The organism is Paenibacillus sp. J31R30 (assembly GCF_059692115.1).
In genome coordinates, this window is record NZ_JCAUAV010000002.1 from 577,729 (window position 1) to 594,432 (window position 16,704).

The window sequence follows — 16,704 nt, forward strand, 5'->3', positions numbered from 1 at the left end:
AAAAGGAGATTCCAATGAAACCATTACAACAGATATTTGTTTCAAGTCTAATCGTTGCTGCCTTGCTTGGAAGCTCATCGGCTATGGCTGCTGGTTTAGAAGCGGATGCTTTAAAGTCGAGTACGGGCCAGATTCTCTCGGACGTGTCGACCATAGCAGGCATTGGCGATTTTGATGATATTAACGGGTCTGCCTTACAAGCGGCATTTCGTGCTCCAGGGAGTGTGCTGCAGCTTGCTGATGGAAGTCTACTGATTGCGGATACCCGTAATCATGTCATTCGTAAATTGAAGGATGGTCAAGTGACCACATTTGCAGGTCCTGAGACCGCAGTATTGAAGAATAATCAAGGCTTCCCAGCAGGTGGACTTCTGGATGGGAAAGCAGCGGAAGCGTTCTTTAATGAGCCGACGGGGCTTGCTTTGGATGCCAAAGGGAATGTCTATGTAGCGGATGCTGGTAACCATGCGATTCGTAAAATAGATGTGCATGGAATTGTTTCAACTCTTGCAGGCAATGGTGTGCCTGGAAGCAAAGATGGTAAAGGTGCTGAAGCTAACTTCAATCACCCAAGTGATATTGCTGTTGCAGTAGATGGCTCCATTTATGTGGCGGATTCACTCAATCATAATATACGTAAAATCGCTGTAGATGGCCGTGTTACGACACTGTCAGCAGCTGTTTCACGCGTTATTCAAGTTCGTCCAGGTGAAGCTTCATTCGCGGGTGATTATCACGACGGAAGCCTTTCTACGGCTTCGTTCAATGAGCCCTCTGGGCTTGCACTAGACAGCAAAGGCAATCTATATGTAAGCGACACGGGGAATCAGCGTATCCGATATATTGACTTTGCATCAGGTCTTGTATCGACGATTGCAGGATCAACCCCAGCGGTAAGCGGCTCTTCAATATACGGGAAAAACGAGTTATTTGCTGAAGGTGACTTTGCAGATGGTGCAGCCTTGAAAGCGAAGTTTGATTTCCCTAAAGGACTTGCTATGACCTCCGAGGGTGGTCTGTTAATCGCGGATAGCTTGAATCATTCGGTTCGCTATTTATTGAATGGCCAAGTAACGACACTCACCGGTACCCTACAAACAGGTGAAGCTGATGGCGTAGAGCAGTCGGCTGAGTTCTATAATCCTACGGATGTACTTGAGACATCGCAAGGTAATGTAGTCATTGCGGATGCTTCTAATAACAAAATTCGCAAAATAGCGCCATATCAATTGCCTGCGAATGTATCCAATGATGGGCAGGTGAAGGTAGTTAGCGGCAATAAGCTTATTAGCTTTGATGCTCAACCTGAAATTCAAGATGGGCGCACAATGGTGCCTGTGCGTGCGATCAGTGAAACGTTTGGTTATAAGGTGACCTATGCTGAGCAGGCTGGCAAATCAGTTGTACAGCTCTCCAAAGGTGATGTGACAGTGGTGTTGACGATTGGTGAAACCGGCATTGTTCGCAAGCAAGCTGGCATGCCAGATCGTAAGCAAGTGACGGATGCAGCGCCTTATGTGAAGCAAGATCGCACTTATGTTCCAATTCGCTTCTTCGCTGAACAGATCGGGTTGGATGTACAGTGGGATGCTGTGCATCAAACGGCTATTTTACGTGTGAAATCCTATTTGAAATAGGATCGTGTGCAAGAAAGGCTTGGCAGGGATAACTCCTTGTCCAAGCCTTTTTCTAATATTTGACTTCAGCTTTGAGCTTCTATTGCCGATAAAAACGGAGAGTAGTACGAAGCAGGTTGGGGGGCTGAAAGCTTGAAGTCGAATAATCGAAACGATCAATTGGAGCGATTTTTCCAACATAATCCGATCGAGGATCCTCAGTATCTCAAGAAATATGTCAAAGAGCATCCTGATCATAAAATGGCATGGTATTTGCTTGGCAGAGAATACACGGCTCAGGGTAAAACAGGTAAGGCTGCGTATTGTTTTGCACAGGCAGGTGAAATATATGAAGCTTTCGAGCAACGAAAAATAGTGTTGGAAGGTCCTGTACCTACAAGTTTAGCAGCTTCAATTTTAAACAAAGGGGCAGTGCCTGTAGAACGTCAATCCAAACCACGTGGCAGACGGAGGTGGTTGCCATACCTTATTATGTTTGTCTTAATGCTGGCTCTTCCTGCGGGAATGGATCTAGCAAAGTCGGATGTGATGGAAGGCGTGGTAGCAGAGCAACCTGTGGTTGAAGAAGTGACAGTTGTTGAAAGTATTCAGAATGTGGATCCGGGCTTAAAGCTATATTTCTCCAATGGAGATTGGGGGAAGAAGCTGCAACAGATCTTACAACCTTTTGTTAGAGGAGCAGGAGAGTCTGTGATCATAGATGCTCCTACAAGTAAAGATGGGCAATGGAAGGAATGGCATCGTTCAGTTAGTCCGCTTCTAAGCGTAGAGCATTCAGGAACAAGTGGGAATGAGGCTGTTTTGAAGTATTATCAATCTCAAATTTGCGCTTGTCAGGTTGTAGATAGCTCTAAGCTGGTTCCTGTCATTACTGCGTGGATGCATGAACGTGAAGAAGCCATCATTTTGCAAAGTGCAATTCACGCTTATCAAACCAAAACGGGTGTATTTCCAGAAAAGGCAGAGCAATTGACGAAGCCTTATCCTGATAATCTGTTGCCGGGACTTACGCCACAGATGAAAGAGGCTTTCCCTGAAGCCTTGCAACGTGCGGCCGAGTTAACGAAACAAGGGGTTGCACAGGTGCCGAAACCTTCAGGGGGGACGAAAGATGAGCAACCAACGCAACCGATCGAAGAGAAGGCAGTTGCTGCGAGTAGTTCTCAGTCCTTAGCCTCCCCTGAGCCGTTCGTAGAGCCTCTCAGGATTATCATTGATACAGATCTACACCAACTGGCTGTTGCGAGTGGGGATTTTATTCTGAGGCGTTATCCGGTAGGTTTAGGAGGCGCTAAAACGCCGCAAGGTGATTTCATGATCAGTGAAAAAGTGCGTAACCCCAATGGCAGATCGAATGGCGAGTTTGGCAGCCGCGGGATGACCTTGTCGGGTACGCTCTATGCGATTCATGGGACGAATAAGCCCAAGAGCATTGGCAAAGATGAATCTCATGGCTGTATCCGAATGCTCCAGGCGGATGTGGAAGAGCTGTATAATATGGTCCCTCAACAAACGAAGGTGACGATTGGGAAAGGTGTGTTACCAGCTTCTGGGACTGGTGAAGGAATGGGAGCTGGGGGTGGTAAGCCTCAACAAGCAATTGGCTTGCCGCTCCAGACGAAGGACAATAATCCTGGTAAGGTGTATAGATGGTTGGATTAAAAAAGGAGAGGGCAAGCACGAAACTTGCCCTCCCCTTTATGTGTTTTTCTTATCATCGGTGGTATGTAAGTCATCTGTTGAAACTGCAAGATTTTTTCTTGACAAGATTACAGAAAGCGATTACAATTCGAAATGTGAAGTTTTCAATCACTTTAACGAAATCATTTGTTCAAAATGAGCAGTAAAGTCATGAAGAGGATAACAACTAAGAAAATCGATCCTGTCCAGTAGATGGCTTTCATATTCACTTCATTTTTTTGTCTGCGAGAAGCAACTACTGGTTTGCGTTTGGCCATAAGAATCACCTTTTCCATTAGGATTAAACGAGATGGTTCTATCATATCATAAGTAAGCGCATTCAACGAATAAGAAAATGAGCGATGTTTTTAAAAAAAGAAGTATTGACGTTCATGTCATTTTATTGTAAGATTTAGTCACACGGAACACTCAAAACAATTAAATATGTCAGTTTTAATAACATGTTACCGCAAGGGCATTAGTTATTAGAAGAAATGCAAGTCTTCTTCTATAACTATGCCCTTTTTATTTTGCCAATTGTGAATTATGAAAGGGGTTGGTAGCGCAAACTAATGGCAAGTTTAATCATCGGGTACACGCTTCACCAATAAATAAAACTAGATGAATTAAAAAAGGGAGAAGATGATCACATGAACATGAAAAAATGGTCAACAATTGGTTTAGCAACATCTATGGCACTCGTAGCTGCAGGTTGCGGTAAATCTACACCCGTAGAAACAACAAAACCAGCAGCATCTGTAGCTCCAACAGCAGCAGCATCTGCGGCTCCAACGGCAGCAGCTTCAACAAAACTTACTGGTGATTTTGAAATCCAATACTTTGTTGGCGGCTACGGCGACAAATGGTGGAAAAAAGTTATCGCTGATTTCCAAGCGAAAAACCCTGATTTGAAAATTAAAGAAAGTGCGGGACCAAAAATCAACGAACAAATGAAACCCCGTTGGATCGCTGGTAACCCACCTGATTTCGTATACATCGATGGACCTGAGTTGTTCGACCGTCAAATGGTTACAGACGGACAACTGGAAGATCTGACTGACTGGATTAAAGATGCTAAAAACGTGGATGGCGAGAAAATCATTGATTTGCTTGCACAAAAACCACAACTATTTGATGGCAAAACGTACAACATTCCTTTCGTAATGAGCTCATGGGGTATCTTCTACGATAAAGCTCTTTTCAAAGACAAAGGTTGGGCTGAGCCGAAAGATTTCGAAGAGTTCTTGGCTGTAAGTGAAAAAATCAAAGGTGCTGGCATCAATCCTTTCATCCACACTGGTAAATATCCATACTACATCAACGGCGGCGTATTGCTACCAGCGATCGTATCTGCTAACAACAATGACTACAAATTGCTGCAAGATATGTCTACAAACAATCTTGAAGCTTGGAAAAACCCAGCAATCATCAAAGGTCTAAACAAAATCGTTCAAATGCGTGATAAAGGTTACATCGACAAAGCATCCGTACAAATCAACCACACGGATTCCCAATCCTTGTTCCTACAACACAAAGACGCATTCATCCCGAATGGTCTATGGTTACCAAACGAAATGGCGAAAGACGTTCCAGGCGGATTTGATTTCGGCTTCATTCCATCCATCACACAAGATAAAGGTGGAAAAGTTGTAGCTAACACGTCCACAGCTACTTTCGGTATCGCGAAAAAAGCGAAAAACAAAGATGCTGCTAAAGCATTTATGCAATTCGTATTCTCCAAAACACAAGCTTCCCAATGGGCTGAGCTGAGTGGTGCTCCTTCCAACGTTAAAGGTGACATTTCATCTTCCAAAGCTCCTAACTTCGTTAAGGATGCTGCGAAATTCTTGTCTTCACCTGACACAGTTGTAGTTCCAACTGTTTCCTTCGCTGCTGACGTTGATAAAGCTATGCAAGATGCAACAGTTGCTTTGACAATCGGAACCATTACACCTGAACAATGGGTTACACGTGTAACTGATGTAGTTGCCAAACAAAAGAAATAGGAACTGAATGAAGCAGTGCGGAGAACAACAAGGGCATAGCTGCCTAAGGCGTTCTCCGCCATTTTAATGATAGGACGGTGACGATAGAATGAAGACCAACGCGAAAAAGCTGAAACGGAATTTGTTCATCGCTTCATTCATCATTCCGACTTTTCTATTCTTCTGTGTATTTACGATATATCCCGTTATACAGGCGTTACAGAAGTCTTTCTATGATTGGTCAGGAATGTCTGAAAATAGCGAGTTCATTGGTTTTGATAACTTTGTTGAACTTTTCAAAGATCCGATTGTACTTAGAGCCATTGGAAATGACTACTTCCTAGTCGTAGGAAAAGTGATTGGGATTATGATTTTGGCGACTTTCTTCGCCGTTGCATTAACGAGATTTAATTTGAAGGGTTCTGGTTTCTTCCGAGCCATCTTCTTTATCCCGAATGTTATTTCAGTCGTTGTTATCGGCGTACTTTGGAATTTCATTTACAATCCGCAAATCGGTTTCTTGAATGCGTTCTTGTCTCTTTTTACCGAAAAGAAAGTTGATATTACTTGGTTAGGTTTTCCTCAGCATACGATCTGGATGCTTTTACCTCCTACAATTTGGGCTGGTATCGGCTTCTATATGATCCTCATGATTGCTGCAATCGTGAATATTCCTGCTTCCTACTATGAGGCAGCTAATATAGACGGAGCCGGTCAATGGTCGCAATTCCGCCATATCACCATGCCGCTCATTTGGGAGCAAATTAAGGTTTCCATCGTTAACATCGTAATTACTACACTCAACGGTTCATTCGTTATTGTTCAGTTAATGACCAATGGCGGACAACCCGATAATACGACGCAAGTTATGGGTTCTTATCTGTATCGGATGGCTTTTCAACAGTATCATTTCGGTTATGGAGCTGCCATTGGTGTCATGATCCTCATCGTGTCACTTATTACAACACTAATCTTGCAACGTATTATGCGCCAAGAGACAATCGAAATGCACTAAAGTCATCATAGACAAAGATACTGAGGGAGGGAAACCATCGTATGGCTATCAAAAATCCATTAGCGAAAATGTTAGTTTGGATCATTCTGATTATATGGAGTGTCGCTGTGCTCTATCCACTCGTGTGGACATTGCTCGATGCACTCAAAAATAATGAACAATTCTTCTTAAATGCTCCGTGGGCATTGCCTAAATTCCCATTACTATGGTCAAATTTCTCCTATGTTTGGAGTAAGTACAATTTCAGTACATACTTCCTAAACTCCATTGTAGTTACGGTAGGAAGTACGCTGCTCGGGATGATTCTTGCTGCAATGACTGCATATATTCTGGCGAGATATGATTTTAAAGGGAATAAAGTTCTCTTAACCATCTACATCTCCTCCATGATGATTCCGTTCGCGCTTGCATTGATTCCATTATTCTTCTTGTTGAACGATCTACATTTAATCAATACGTGGCTGGGGCTCATTCTCGTCTATGCAGCACTCAACTTGCCATTCGGGATCTTCTTGCTCGTCGGCTTCTACAAATCGCTTCCGAAAGAGATTGAAGAGGCTGCGATTATTGATGGAACTTCACACTATGGCACGTTCTTCCGCGTTATGTTACCATTGTCACAGCCAGGTCTAATTACGGTTATGATTACGAACATGCTGAATAACTGGAATGAATACTTCCTAGGGGTTGTTCTAACGAACGAGCCTACCAAGTACACACTTCCAATTGGTTTGGCAGTTATGCAAGCTGAGATGCAATATCGTGTGGAGTGGGGTCCACTATTCGCAGGATTGCTGATCACGACATTACCGACTTTGATCGTATATATGATATATCAACGCCAAATTGCAAGTGGTATTACAGCTGGGGCTGTGAAATAACTGTATATGGCAATGCATAGAAAAAACACCTTAACCTAGAGGAATTTATCCTTTCGGGGGGGTGTTCTTTCTACTATAATGGGGATAGGTAAAAGCAAACAAGGAACGGCCAAACTTGTGGGCTATAGGTGAATCAGATGAGTGTAATGTATGCATTTCAGAAGATGGGGCGATCGTTAATGATCCCTATTGCGGTGCTGCCGGCAGCATCCATACTTCTTCGAATTGGTAAAATGTCTTTTAATGATCCGTTCCTCGTTCATGTAGCTCAGATTTTTGAGCTTGGAGGAAGCGCTATTTTTGATAATTTGCCGCTTATATTTGCCATTGGCATTGCCATTGGACTTACATCAGGGGATGGCATTGCTGCGCTGGCAGCGGCAGTAGGATACTTGGTTTTTGACAATGTACTTAAACATTTCCAAGCCGGTTCAGGTGGATCAGAGCCCTTGGATACAGGCGTACTTGGAGGCATGCTGGTAGGGATGCTTTCAGCCACTTTCTTCAATCGATTTCAACATATCCGATTACCGAAGGCACTAGGATTTTTCGGTGGCAAGCGATTTGTTCCACTCGTTACATCGTTAGTCATGGTATTCCTTGGCGTATTGATAGGGTTTATCTGGCCTCCAGTGCAGCGGGGTATCAGTGTGATCGGGATGTGGATTGTCGACAACGGAAACATCGGAGTTTTCATTTACGGGGTGATGAATCGCCTGCTAATTCCAACAGGACTACATCACGTCATTAATAATATCGCTTGGTTTCAAATTGGAGATTTCGTCACACCTGCAGGCAAAGTGGTACATGGGGATATCTCACGCTTCTTCGCAGGGGATTTATCAGCAGGGATGTTTATGACTGGGTTTTATCCTGTGATTATGTTCGGACTGCCAGCAGCTGCCCTTGCCGTCGTTCGCAGCACCTCTTCGAACACACGGAAATTTGTAGCACCTGTGATGTTAAGCGCCGCACTAACAAGTTTCCTAACTGGAATTACAGAACCAATTGAATTCGCCTTTATGTTTGTAGCTCCTGGACTTTATATCATTCATGCCGTATTAACCGGCTTCTCGATGCTGATCATGAACATCCTGCAAGTGAAAATGGGGTTTGGCTTCTCAGCTGGATTTATTGATTTCGTTTTGAACTGGCATTTAGCTACGAATCCATATTGGATACTTCTTATTGGTGCAGGGTACTTTATCTTATATTTTGTAACCTTCCGCGCGTACCTGCATTACTTCCCAATGAAAGTTGCAAGTAAAGACGATGTTGAACAACCGGAAATAGGAGAAACTGAGGTTAACAACACGGTAAAAGAAGATCGACCTTCAAGCATTCTCAAGTATATCGGCGGAGCTTCTAATATTATATCCATTGATGCCTGTATTACACGACTGCGCTTACTTGTGAAAGATGAGATCCTCGTCAAAGATGGCGAGCTGAAGGAACTTGGTGCCATTGGTGTTATCCGGCTAGGAAAAGGCAATGTACACGTTGTTTTTGGGACGGAGTCGGAGCAAATTCGTGAAAGCATTAAACCTTTGCTAGGTACCAAAGAGAAATAATCAGGACAAGCCTAAGAACGCGGAGGTGTCTTATGATTGATCGGACGATCATACATGTTCTATCCCATAACGTCGTGATGGCGCATTTGAGCTCAGGGAAAAATTCCATCGCATTCGGTAAGGGAATCGGATTCAAGAAAACACCGGGCATGATGATTAATGAAGGTGAAATTACACAAGAGTTCCTGTTACATACATCCGAAGTTTTGAAAAACTATGAACAAATTCTCAATGCCGTTGATGTGAAAATTATCGGAATCACTGAGGAAGTTATTGCATACGCGCAAAGCATGCTGGAGGGGGACTTCTCGGAAACGATCCATGCATCGCTCGTTGATCATATTAACTTTGCTGTCGAGCGGCAGAAACGCGGGATTTTCATTACGAACCCATTTGCCTATGAAATTGGTTACATGTATCCCGAAGAATATAAAGTCGCGAAAAAAGCTGTTGAATTCCTAAATGAGCATCTGGATGTGAAATTACCTGAAGATGAAGTTGCTTTCTTGACCATGCATTTCAACAGTGCGCGTAAGAAAGAGCAAGCATCGGATTCCCTTGCGGTAGTGAGAGTGGTTTCTCAAACGATTGAGTCAGCGAAGGAGTTGGGTTTTAACTTCGATGATTCATTCTCAACGCTGCGTTTTATCAGTCATTTAAAAGGCGTAATTGAACGGGTTAAGCAAAAGAAAACACTTCAAAACTCACTCCTTTCCAAAATTAAAGAAGAATATGGCGATACGTATGTGAAGGCAAAGGTTCTATCGTTAATGTTAAGTGATGCACTGCAATTGGAAGTGCCTGACGATGAGACGGGATACTTAACGATGCATTTGGAGCGTTTGCTGCAGCGTACCGAAGTATAGGCAGAAATAAATAAGATTGAAGCATTCCCTTGCAACCTTTGTGGAGCAGGGATTTTTTGTGTGAATACGAGGTTAGAGACCTCGAGTGGATTGCATATTTCTACATTGTCAGCTAAACTGACTGTTAGAGTACTTAGAGAACGGAGTGCATAGGACATGCTGTATAAGAAGTTAGCCAAGCCCGTTTTGTTCCGAATGGATCCGGAAAAGGCGCATCATTTGACGATTGACGGCCTGAGTGTTGTAGGTAATTTACCAGGTGGAAAGCAATTACTTAAATCCATGTATGGGGTTCCGGATTCACCGGAATTAACACAGAAAATATGGGGATTACACTTTGGTAATCCAGTTGGCCTTGCTGCAGGGCTTGATAAGAATGCGAAAGCCGTAAAAGGATTTACACAATTAGGTTTTGGTTTTATGGAAGTGGGTACGATTACGCCTAAACCGCAACCAGGTAATGAGTTGCCTCGTTTGTTCCGTCTTCCTGAGGACAAAGCGCTTATTAACCGCATGGGTTTCAATAATGTAGGGACAGCTGAGATGGCACACAACCTTGAGAAAACAGGTAAACGTGCGATTCCAGTAGCCGTAAACATTGGTAAAAATAAATCAACGCCAAACGAGCAGGCCGAGGAAGATTATCGGGCTTGTATTGGAGCGTTATATACATATGGTGATTTCTTTGTTGTTAACATAAGCTCACCAAACACACCTGATTTGCGTAATTTACAACATGGTGATGATTTGAAGCGCTTGTTATCTACCGTGCGAGATGAAATGCAAGTTCAGCACAAGAAGCATGGCGGTGCCGCGAAACCGGTGCTTGTCAAAATAGCGCCAGATCTTTCGGACGATGAGCTTGTTCTTACCGTGCAGATTATTAAGGAAAGCGGAATTTCAGGAATCATCGCAACGAATACCACATTGAGCAGAGAAGGCCTACGTCACGCCAATCGCGAGCAAGCGGGTGGTCTGAGTGGATTGCCATTAACACAGCGCTCAACAGATGTCATTCGACGTGTGTATCAATTGACCGAAGGCAAGCTGCCGATTATTGGAGCTGGAGGGATTTTTACTGCGCAGGACGCGTATGACAAAATCCGTGCCGGAGCTAGCCTTGTTGAGGTGTATACGGCATTAATTTACGAGGGACCGGGTCTGTTAGGCCACATAAATAAAGGGCTACAAGAGCTGCTGAAGAAAGATGGCTTCACACATATTTCCCAGGCAATAGGGGTAGATTCGCACTAACTTCATTCAGGATGGAGGATACATGGATGGATGGACGAGACTGGAAGAAATTTCTACTGCCTTACGAGCAGGCAGTGGAAGAGTTGAAAGTAAAGTTCAAGACATTACGTGGCGAGCTCAAAAGTCGTGAAGAGTACGCACCGATTGAATTTGTAACGGGACGTGTCAAGAAAATATCAAGCGTGCTGGAGAAAGCGAAGCGTTTGAGCGTACCTATGGACCAATTAGAATCAGGCATTGAAGATATCGCGGGCATCCGTATTATGTGCCAATTCGTAGAAGATACCGAAACACTTGCTGAACTTATCCGCAGCAGACAAGATATGAGTGTTGTCTACGAAAAGGATTATATTACGAATAAAAAGCCAAGCGGCTATCGAAGCTTTCATATTATTATTGAATATCCTGTTCAAACCGCACTAGGCATGAAGAAAATTCTAGCAGAAGTGCAGATCCGGACGCTGGCTATGAATTTCTGGGCGACGATTGAGCATTCTTTGAATTATAAATATAAAGAGCAATTACCTGTTGAGGTTCGGGCTCGATTGAGCAAAGCAGCAGAAGCGGCTTATTTATTGGATCAGGAAATGTCTAGTATCCGAGGCGAAATTATGGCCTCTCAACGGATGTTTGAAGATAATTCAAATCTCATCAACCGTGTTCTGAACAATATACAAGAATTATATTTCTATCATCGCGTACGAGAAGCCGCCCAATTTCAATTGCGGTTCAACGAGATTTGGGAGACGGAAGAAGGGCTCAGCGATTTATCTGCCGATATTGAAGCTGCCATTGCAAGGGCCAAAAAAGGAGATAATAGCTAATCTATGAGCGGATATGACCGATTGTATGTCGCTTTTCTGTACTATTTTAACGATCAGCGAGATTATTTCGAATGTCATGAGGTCATGGAGGAGCTTTGGCTGGAAGAAGGTCGAAATCCGCTATATCAAGGTCTGCTGCAAATTGCAGTAGGCCTTTATCATCATTCGAATGGCAATGCGAGCGGTTCAATCAAATTGTTTAGCGCGGGATTAGATAAGCTTGCTCCCTATCCTGACCATGTGTTAGGTATTGATCTTGGACTCTTGGTGAAGGACAGTCAGGTATATTTGGAGAAGCTTTTGAGATTGAAAGATGAGCCGTTTCAGCCTTATGATTTGGACATCACGATTCTTGATCAAGAACTTATGGATCTTCTGGATGAGCTGAGGCTGGATCCACCGTCTAGTGAAGGACATGATGAGTAAAAAGGACTTCTCACCAAGTGGTGAAGAAGTCCTTTTGTGGGTTGTATTAATTAACTACATTAACCTTTATACTTTTGGAAAAAGGCTTTGAAAACTTCAGGAGTATTGCCGGCTGTAGATCCAGCTTCTGGAACTCCGCCAACAATGCGATCTACTTCTACACCATTTTTGTAATAAACAATTGTAGGTGTGGATTCAATCTTGTACTTATTCCAGCCATCCTTGAACTCTTCCAAATTAAACTGCTTTACGTCGATGCCAAGCTCTTTCTGCAGAGGAACTAATACAGGTGTCGTTACTTTGCAATGAGGGCAAGTCGATGCATAATAGTATTGGAAGAATGATTCTTTGTTCTTCAATCTTTCATCCAAAGCTGCAGGTAAAATTAAGTTCTGATAGTTCGGATCGCTTAACTGCTTCACAGTCTCTGGATTTAACTTAGATGCGGCAACACCATAAGGATTACCTGCATTCGCTTTATCCGCAGATTTAGTAGATTGCTGATTAACGAAGTATAACCCACCGAATAAAATAACAACTATGCTTAAATAAATAAGCAGCTTCTTCATGCATGCACCTCTTTATTATGTCTACTTTCTACTATCTTCTATAAAAAGTATAGCATATCCTGTAGGATTTCGTAAAAAAATTGGCTGTTTCGTGACAACTCAGCTATAATACCGTTAAATTGAATTTCTAACCGTCTGATCATAAAGGGATTATATATAGAAAGCGAAGATGTCGAATGGCGAAGCAGCTACCTCCCCTTTTTAGGGAGAAAATGATTGATTTACTGGGTGAAGAGGAATTTGAGCAATTTCTTGCTTCCTATGATGAACCACGAGTATTCGGATTACGGGTAAATACGGGGAAGGTGGAGCGAGAGGATTTTTTGGAGAAAAGTCCATTTCGTTTGACGGCTGTACCCTGGGTGCCTGAGGGTTTTTATTATCAAGAAGGTGAGCGACCGGGCAAACATCCGTATTACCATGCCGGGCTTTATTACATCCAAGAGCCGAGTGCGATGGCACCCGTGGAGTTGCTTGAGGTAAAACCTGGGGAGCGAGTTCTGGATTTATGCGCAGCACCTGGGGGGAAATCGACGCAAATTGCCGCTAAGCTGCAAGGCGAAGGTGTGCTCGTAGTGAACGATATCCATTCCGATCGGGTCAAAGCTTTGGTTAAAAATCTCGAGCTGCTCGGCGTAAGAAATGCCGTTGTTTTGAATGAGAAGCCAGAGCGGATGCTGAACATTTTTGAAGGATATTTTGATAAAATATTAATTGACGCGCCTTGCTCAGGTGAAGGGATGTTCCGCAAGGAAGAAGAAATGATGGGACAGTGGGAGCGTCATTCTGTTCAGGAATTTGCTGAAATGCAGCGGGAATTATTGGGACAAGCGGCTGTTATGCTGGCGCCTGGTGGAAGAATCGTGTACTCGACGTGTACATTCTCGCCGGAGGAGAATGAGGCGCAGATTGCGGAGTTTTTGGACAAGCAGCCTGGTTTTGAAGTCGTGCCGATTGAAGGATTTAGCAGCGGGCGGCCGGATTGGTTGAGAGAACCGTGGTGTGTGGAGGATGCGTACAGTTCAGGGTCAAAGGCTGCGGTGGCGGGGACGGCGAGGTTATGGCCGCATAAATTGCGTGGTGAGGGGCATTTTTTGGCGGTTTTGGGGTTGGTTGGGGGAAGTGCGAGTGCGGGGGCGAGTTCAAGTGCGAGTGCAAGTGCGAGTGCAAGTGCGAGTGCGAGAGCAAGTGCAAGTGCAAGTGCGAGAGCAAGTGCAAGTGCAAGTGCAAGTGCGGGGGCTGCCGACTTTGTGGCGGTAGCGGGGAAGCGTAGCGGCCGTCCGGCGCTACGCGGGAAGGGCCGTGCTGAGGCACCGCCCAGCACGGGGGTGAGCTTGGAGCCGCTGGAGGCGTTCTCCGGTGAGCTGCTGCGCAGCGAGCCTTTCGCCCTGAGGCGGCTGGTCTGTTACGGCGAGCACGCGTATGCGTCGCCGGCGGGCTTGCCCGAGCTGCACGGACTGAAAGTCGTGCGGCCGGGCTGGTACATCGGCGCGCTGCACCGCGGCCGATTTGAACCGTCCCATGCGCTAGCCATGGGACTGCGTTTGCGCGAGGCCAAGCGAGCGCTGAGCTTGGCTTCGAGCGACGAGCGATCCCTTCGGTACCTGAAGGGCGAGACGCTCGAAGTCGCGGAGAGCGAGATACTCCGCGATCCGGGAGAGACCAAGGCAGCCAAAGGCTACTGCCTGGTCTGCATTGACGACCATCCCGTCGGCTGGGGCAAGTGGCTCGACGGGATGCTGAAGAACGAATACCCGCCAGGTTGGAGGTGGACCTAACGGTCATGAAACAAACACAACGACTCGATAAAATACTCGCCCATGTGGGTGTTGGCACGCGTTCTGAACTTAAGCGCCTCGCCAAAGAAGGCGCCATCTATGTAAACGGCGTAAAAGTAAAAGACAGCGGTATGCAAGTGAACCCGCAGTCTGACAACATTACAGTGAACGGTGAAGTCGTCACTTACCGTGAGTTTGTTTATCTCATGATGAACAAACCGCAGGGGGTTGTTTCGGCAACCGAAGATAATCGTGACCGCACGGTTGTTGATCTTTTGGACGAGGCTTACGCACCGTTCGAAGTGTTCCCTGTGGGCCGATTGGATAAGGACACAGAGGGCTTTCTTTTGCTAACCAATGACGGTAAACTAGCTCATAACCTGCTCTCTCCGCGGAAGCACGTCCCCAAAACCTACTTCGCCAAAGTCGAGTGGGAAGTTTCCGAGGCGGATCGCGAAGCATTTAGCCAAGGTGTGACCTTGGATGATGGCTACGAGACGTTGCCGGGTGAATTGAAGATTTTAAAGACAGGAAATGAAGCTGCGGGAATCCCTTCCGAGATTGAATTAACCATTATGGAAGGCAAGTTCCACCAAGTGAAACGAATGTTTCAAGCTGTTGGCAAGCAAGTTGTCTTTCTAAAAAGAATTTCAATGGGCCCATTGGCGTTGGATCCTGATTTGGCATTGGGTCAAGTGAGAGAATTGAGTGCGGATGAACTACAATCTTTACGTAGTGCTCATGAATCTCAAAAATAAGGATATGCAAAAATACTAGAATATGGTATTTTTATAATAAGTTTATAGATTTGAGCGGAAGAACCGCCTAGGTATTGCTCTTTTTGAGCGATGTTTGGGTGGTTTTTGCTGTTTATAGTGAAAATAGGTAGACATTTACAAATGTGAAATGAGATACTACCAATAATTGGATTTTGGTATTTTCGGGCAACTATTAAGAGATTTTACGAATATTTATTAAGGAGAGATTTATTTTGAAAAAAACATTAATTCTACTTTCAACTGTATTTTTATTCACCGCTTGCCAATCCACAACCTCAGCCGCTGATTCACTTTTACCAACTCCGAGCACGGTTACAGCGATTAAATTAAACGACGTTTCTGATCACTGGGCTAAGACTTCAATAGAAGGTGCCGTGAAAAAAGGATATGTCGATGGATATGAGGACTCCACATTTAAGCCAGAAAATAATGTTTCTCGCGCTGAATTTATCAAAATGGTCGTAACCGCGATAAAAGAGCCAGTAAAAAGTGTTACATCAGGATCGGAATGGTCTTCTCCCTATGTAGCTGCAGCGATAAACAAAGGTATTCTTAGAGAATCGGATTTTTCTTTAGATAAAGTAAATGAACTGATTTCTCGTTTAGAAATGTCTCGTATTTCACTCCGCGCCACTGATGCAACTCTTCAGAATAAAGCGATTCAAATGGATAATGATTCAGTTATGTATAACGCAACGAAAAAGGGACTTATTCAAGGTATGGCAAAAGGAGCCTTAGAACCAGAAAACTCGACTACACGAGCTCAGTCTGTGACTATAATTGAGCGTATTCTCAAAGTGAATCAGGGAGGGACACTTGAGGTTGATAAATACGCGGTTGGAAATGCTGAGTTAGCACTTAAACACACTAATATTTTCACGGTTATGCCCCATATTTTTGGTGGAGAACAGATTGAGAAATGGAATCCCGCAAATCTAACACTTGAAACCGGTGATGGACTTTACAAAGGAACGATGGATCAGATAGTTGCGATTGACCTTGAAGATCCTAACGATCCGAATCTAAGGCTACTTGGTGATATTAGCATATTAAAATGGCATAATGGGTTGAACGTAAGTACAAGTCGAAATGTAAGCGATGGGTATATGAAAAGTTATGTGCTCTATTTCAAAGGTCATGTAGATTTCAATAATGACACATCAATTTATAAAGACACAAAAAAAGAGCCATCATATAGTCTATATGGGTTTAAAAGTGGAGATCCCCAAGTCAGGATAGATGGTGTATTAAATTCCCCTTCTCATTTATTTATAAATAAACTAGGGGATGTGCCAGCAATAATCATTTCTAAAATTAATTCCGATACCGAAACTTATGCAGGGTTATCGATAAGTGCACCTGCCATCCCACCTTCACCTAACTTTAAGAAGTCAATCTTTTATAGTTTAATTCCCAAGAAATAAACACACCTTTAAATA

15 protein-coding genes are annotated in these 16,704 nt (G+C 44.0%); 13 read left to right on the forward strand and 2 right to left on the reverse strand.

Annotated elements, in window-relative coordinates; genetic code table 11:
- Window positions 1-14 precede the first annotated feature (14 nt).
- Together AC58QO_RS08600 and AC58QO_RS08605 are read left to right on the forward strand one after the other, a co-directional pair.
- On the forward strand, window positions 15-1,637 hold the full coding sequence (locus tag AC58QO_RS08600; protein WP_497264880.1) for an NHL domain-containing protein: 1,623 nt from the start codon (window positions 15-17) through the stop codon (window positions 1,635-1,637).
- A 240-nt stretch (window positions 1,638-1,877) separates the two neighbouring features.
- Window positions 1,878-3,299 (forward strand): L,D-transpeptidase, encoded by a 1,422-nt coding sequence (locus tag AC58QO_RS08605; RefSeq protein ID WP_497265447.1) that lies wholly within the window; start codon window positions 1,878-1,880, stop codon window positions 3,297-3,299.
- Between the two features lie 161 nt (window positions 3,300-3,460).
- Here the strand turns inward: AC58QO_RS08605 and AC58QO_RS08610 are convergent, their stop codons facing one another.
- Window positions 3,461-3,595, reverse strand: a complete 135-nt coding sequence (locus AC58QO_RS08610; RefSeq protein ID WP_497264881.1) for a hypothetical protein — start codon at window positions 3,593-3,595, stop codon at window positions 3,461-3,463.
- Window positions 3,596-3,967: 372 nt separating this feature from the next.
- On the opposite strand from AC58QO_RS08610, the gene AC58QO_RS08615 reads away from it, so the two are divergent.
- The 8 genes from AC58QO_RS08615 to AC58QO_RS08650 all read left to right on the forward strand — a co-directional run bounded on the left by AC58QO_RS08615 (window position 3,968) and on the right by AC58QO_RS08650 (window position 12,139).
- Entirely contained in the window at window positions 3,968-5,323 is a 1,356-nt protein-coding gene (locus tag AC58QO_RS08615; protein ID WP_497264882.1) for an ABC transporter substrate-binding protein, read from the forward strand.
- Window positions 5,324-5,411: 88 nt separating this feature from the next.
- Window positions 5,412-6,317 (forward strand): carbohydrate ABC transporter permease, encoded by a 906-nt coding sequence (locus tag AC58QO_RS08620; protein ID WP_057310671.1) that lies wholly within the window; start codon window positions 5,412-5,414, stop codon window positions 6,315-6,317.
- Between the two features lie 41 nt (window positions 6,318-6,358).
- On the forward strand, window positions 6,359-7,198 hold the full coding sequence (locus AC58QO_RS08625; protein ID WP_236285801.1) for a carbohydrate ABC transporter permease: 840 nt from the start codon (window positions 6,359-6,361) through the stop codon (window positions 7,196-7,198).
- A gap of 146 nt (window positions 7,199-7,344) precedes the next feature.
- A complete protein-coding gene (locus AC58QO_RS08630; RefSeq protein ID WP_497265448.1) occupies window positions 7,345-8,769 on the forward strand; it encodes a PTS transporter subunit EIIC in 1,425 nt (474 codons plus the stop codon).
- A gap of 32 nt (window positions 8,770-8,801) precedes the next feature.
- Complete coding sequence (locus tag AC58QO_RS08635) at window positions 8,802-9,635, forward strand: PRD domain-containing protein (RefSeq protein ID WP_497264883.1); 834 nt, start codon at window positions 8,802-8,804, stop codon at window positions 9,633-9,635.
- A 156-nt stretch (window positions 9,636-9,791) separates the two neighbouring features.
- Window positions 9,792-10,889: a quinone-dependent dihydroorotate dehydrogenase gene (locus AC58QO_RS08640; RefSeq protein WP_497264884.1), complete on the forward strand. Its 1,098-nt coding sequence runs from the start codon at window positions 9,792-9,794 to the stop codon at window positions 10,887-10,889.
- A 26-nt stretch (window positions 10,890-10,915) separates the two neighbouring features.
- Window positions 10,916-11,713 carry a GTP diphosphokinase gene (gene yjbM / locus AC58QO_RS08645; protein WP_497264885.1) on the forward strand — a complete coding sequence of 266 codons (798 nt, stop codon included), beginning with the start codon at window positions 10,916-10,918 and terminating at the stop codon, window positions 11,711-11,713.
- 3 nt (window positions 11,714-11,716) lie between these two features.
- Window positions 11,717-12,139, forward strand: a complete 423-nt coding sequence (locus AC58QO_RS08650; protein ID WP_497264886.1) for a DUF309 domain-containing protein — start codon at window positions 11,717-11,719, stop codon at window positions 12,137-12,139.
- A 59-nt stretch (window positions 12,140-12,198) separates the two neighbouring features.
- On the opposite strand, the gene AC58QO_RS08655 is transcribed toward AC58QO_RS08650, so the two are convergent.
- A complete protein-coding gene (locus AC58QO_RS08655) occupies window positions 12,199-12,708 on the reverse strand; it encodes a thioredoxin family protein (protein WP_497264887.1) in 510 nt (169 codons plus the stop codon).
- Window positions 12,709-12,884: 176 nt separating this feature from the next.
- On the opposite strand from AC58QO_RS08655, the gene AC58QO_RS08660 reads away from it, so the two are divergent.
- The 3 genes from AC58QO_RS08660 (at window position 12,885) to AC58QO_RS08670 (ending at window position 16,689) form a co-directional block, all read left to right on the forward strand.
- Complete coding sequence (locus AC58QO_RS08660; protein WP_497264888.1) at window positions 12,885-14,486, forward strand: RsmB/NOP family class I SAM-dependent RNA methyltransferase; 1,602 nt, start codon at window positions 12,885-12,887, stop codon at window positions 14,484-14,486.
- Between the two features lie 5 nt (window positions 14,487-14,491).
- Window positions 14,492-15,244 (forward strand): pseudouridine synthase, encoded by a 753-nt coding sequence (locus tag AC58QO_RS08665; protein WP_497264889.1) that lies wholly within the window; start codon window positions 14,492-14,494, stop codon window positions 15,242-15,244.
- Between the two features lie 233 nt (window positions 15,245-15,477).
- Window positions 15,478-16,689 (forward strand): S-layer homology domain-containing protein, encoded by a 1,212-nt coding sequence (locus tag AC58QO_RS08670; protein ID WP_497264890.1) that lies wholly within the window; start codon window positions 15,478-15,480, stop codon window positions 16,687-16,689.
- Window positions 16,690-16,704 lie beyond the last annotated feature (15 nt).

Coding starts and splice junctions, on each gene's coding strand:
- AC58QO_RS08600 (WP_497264880.1), top strand. CDS start 15: ATGAAACCATTACAACAGATATTTGTTTCAAGTCTAATCGTTGCTGCC.
- AC58QO_RS08605 (WP_497265447.1), top strand. CDS start 1,878: ATGGCATGGTATTTGCTTGGCAGAGAATACACGGCTCAGGGTAAAACA.
- AC58QO_RS08610 (WP_497264881.1), bottom strand. CDS start 3,595: ATGGCCAAACGCAAACCAGTAGTTGCTTCTCGCAGACAAAAAAATGAA.
- AC58QO_RS08615 (WP_497264882.1), top strand. CDS start 3,968: ATGAACATGAAAAAATGGTCAACAATTGGTTTAGCAACATCTATGGCA.
- AC58QO_RS08620 (WP_057310671.1), top strand. CDS start 5,412: ATGAAGACCAACGCGAAAAAGCTGAAACGGAATTTGTTCATCGCTTCA.
- AC58QO_RS08625 (WP_236285801.1), top strand. CDS start 6,359: ATGGCTATCAAAAATCCATTAGCGAAAATGTTAGTTTGGATCATTCTG.
- AC58QO_RS08630 (WP_497265448.1), top strand. CDS start 7,345: ATGTATGCATTTCAGAAGATGGGGCGATCGTTAATGATCCCTATTGCG.
- AC58QO_RS08635 (WP_497264883.1), top strand. CDS start 8,802: ATGATTGATCGGACGATCATACATGTTCTATCCCATAACGTCGTGATG.
- AC58QO_RS08640 (WP_497264884.1), top strand. CDS start 9,792: ATGCTGTATAAGAAGTTAGCCAAGCCCGTTTTGTTCCGAATGGATCCG.
- yjbM (WP_497264885.1), top strand. CDS start 10,916: ATGGATGGACGAGACTGGAAGAAATTTCTACTGCCTTACGAGCAGGCA.
- AC58QO_RS08650 (WP_497264886.1), top strand. CDS start 11,717: ATGAGCGGATATGACCGATTGTATGTCGCTTTTCTGTACTATTTTAAC.
- AC58QO_RS08655 (WP_497264887.1), bottom strand. CDS start 12,708: ATGAAGAAGCTGCTTATTTATTTAAGCATAGTTGTTATTTTATTCGGT.
- AC58QO_RS08660 (WP_497264888.1), top strand. CDS start 12,885: ATGGCGAAGCAGCTACCTCCCCTTTTTAGGGAGAAAATGATTGATTTA.
- AC58QO_RS08665 (WP_497264889.1), top strand. CDS start 14,492: ATGAAACAAACACAACGACTCGATAAAATACTCGCCCATGTGGGTGTT.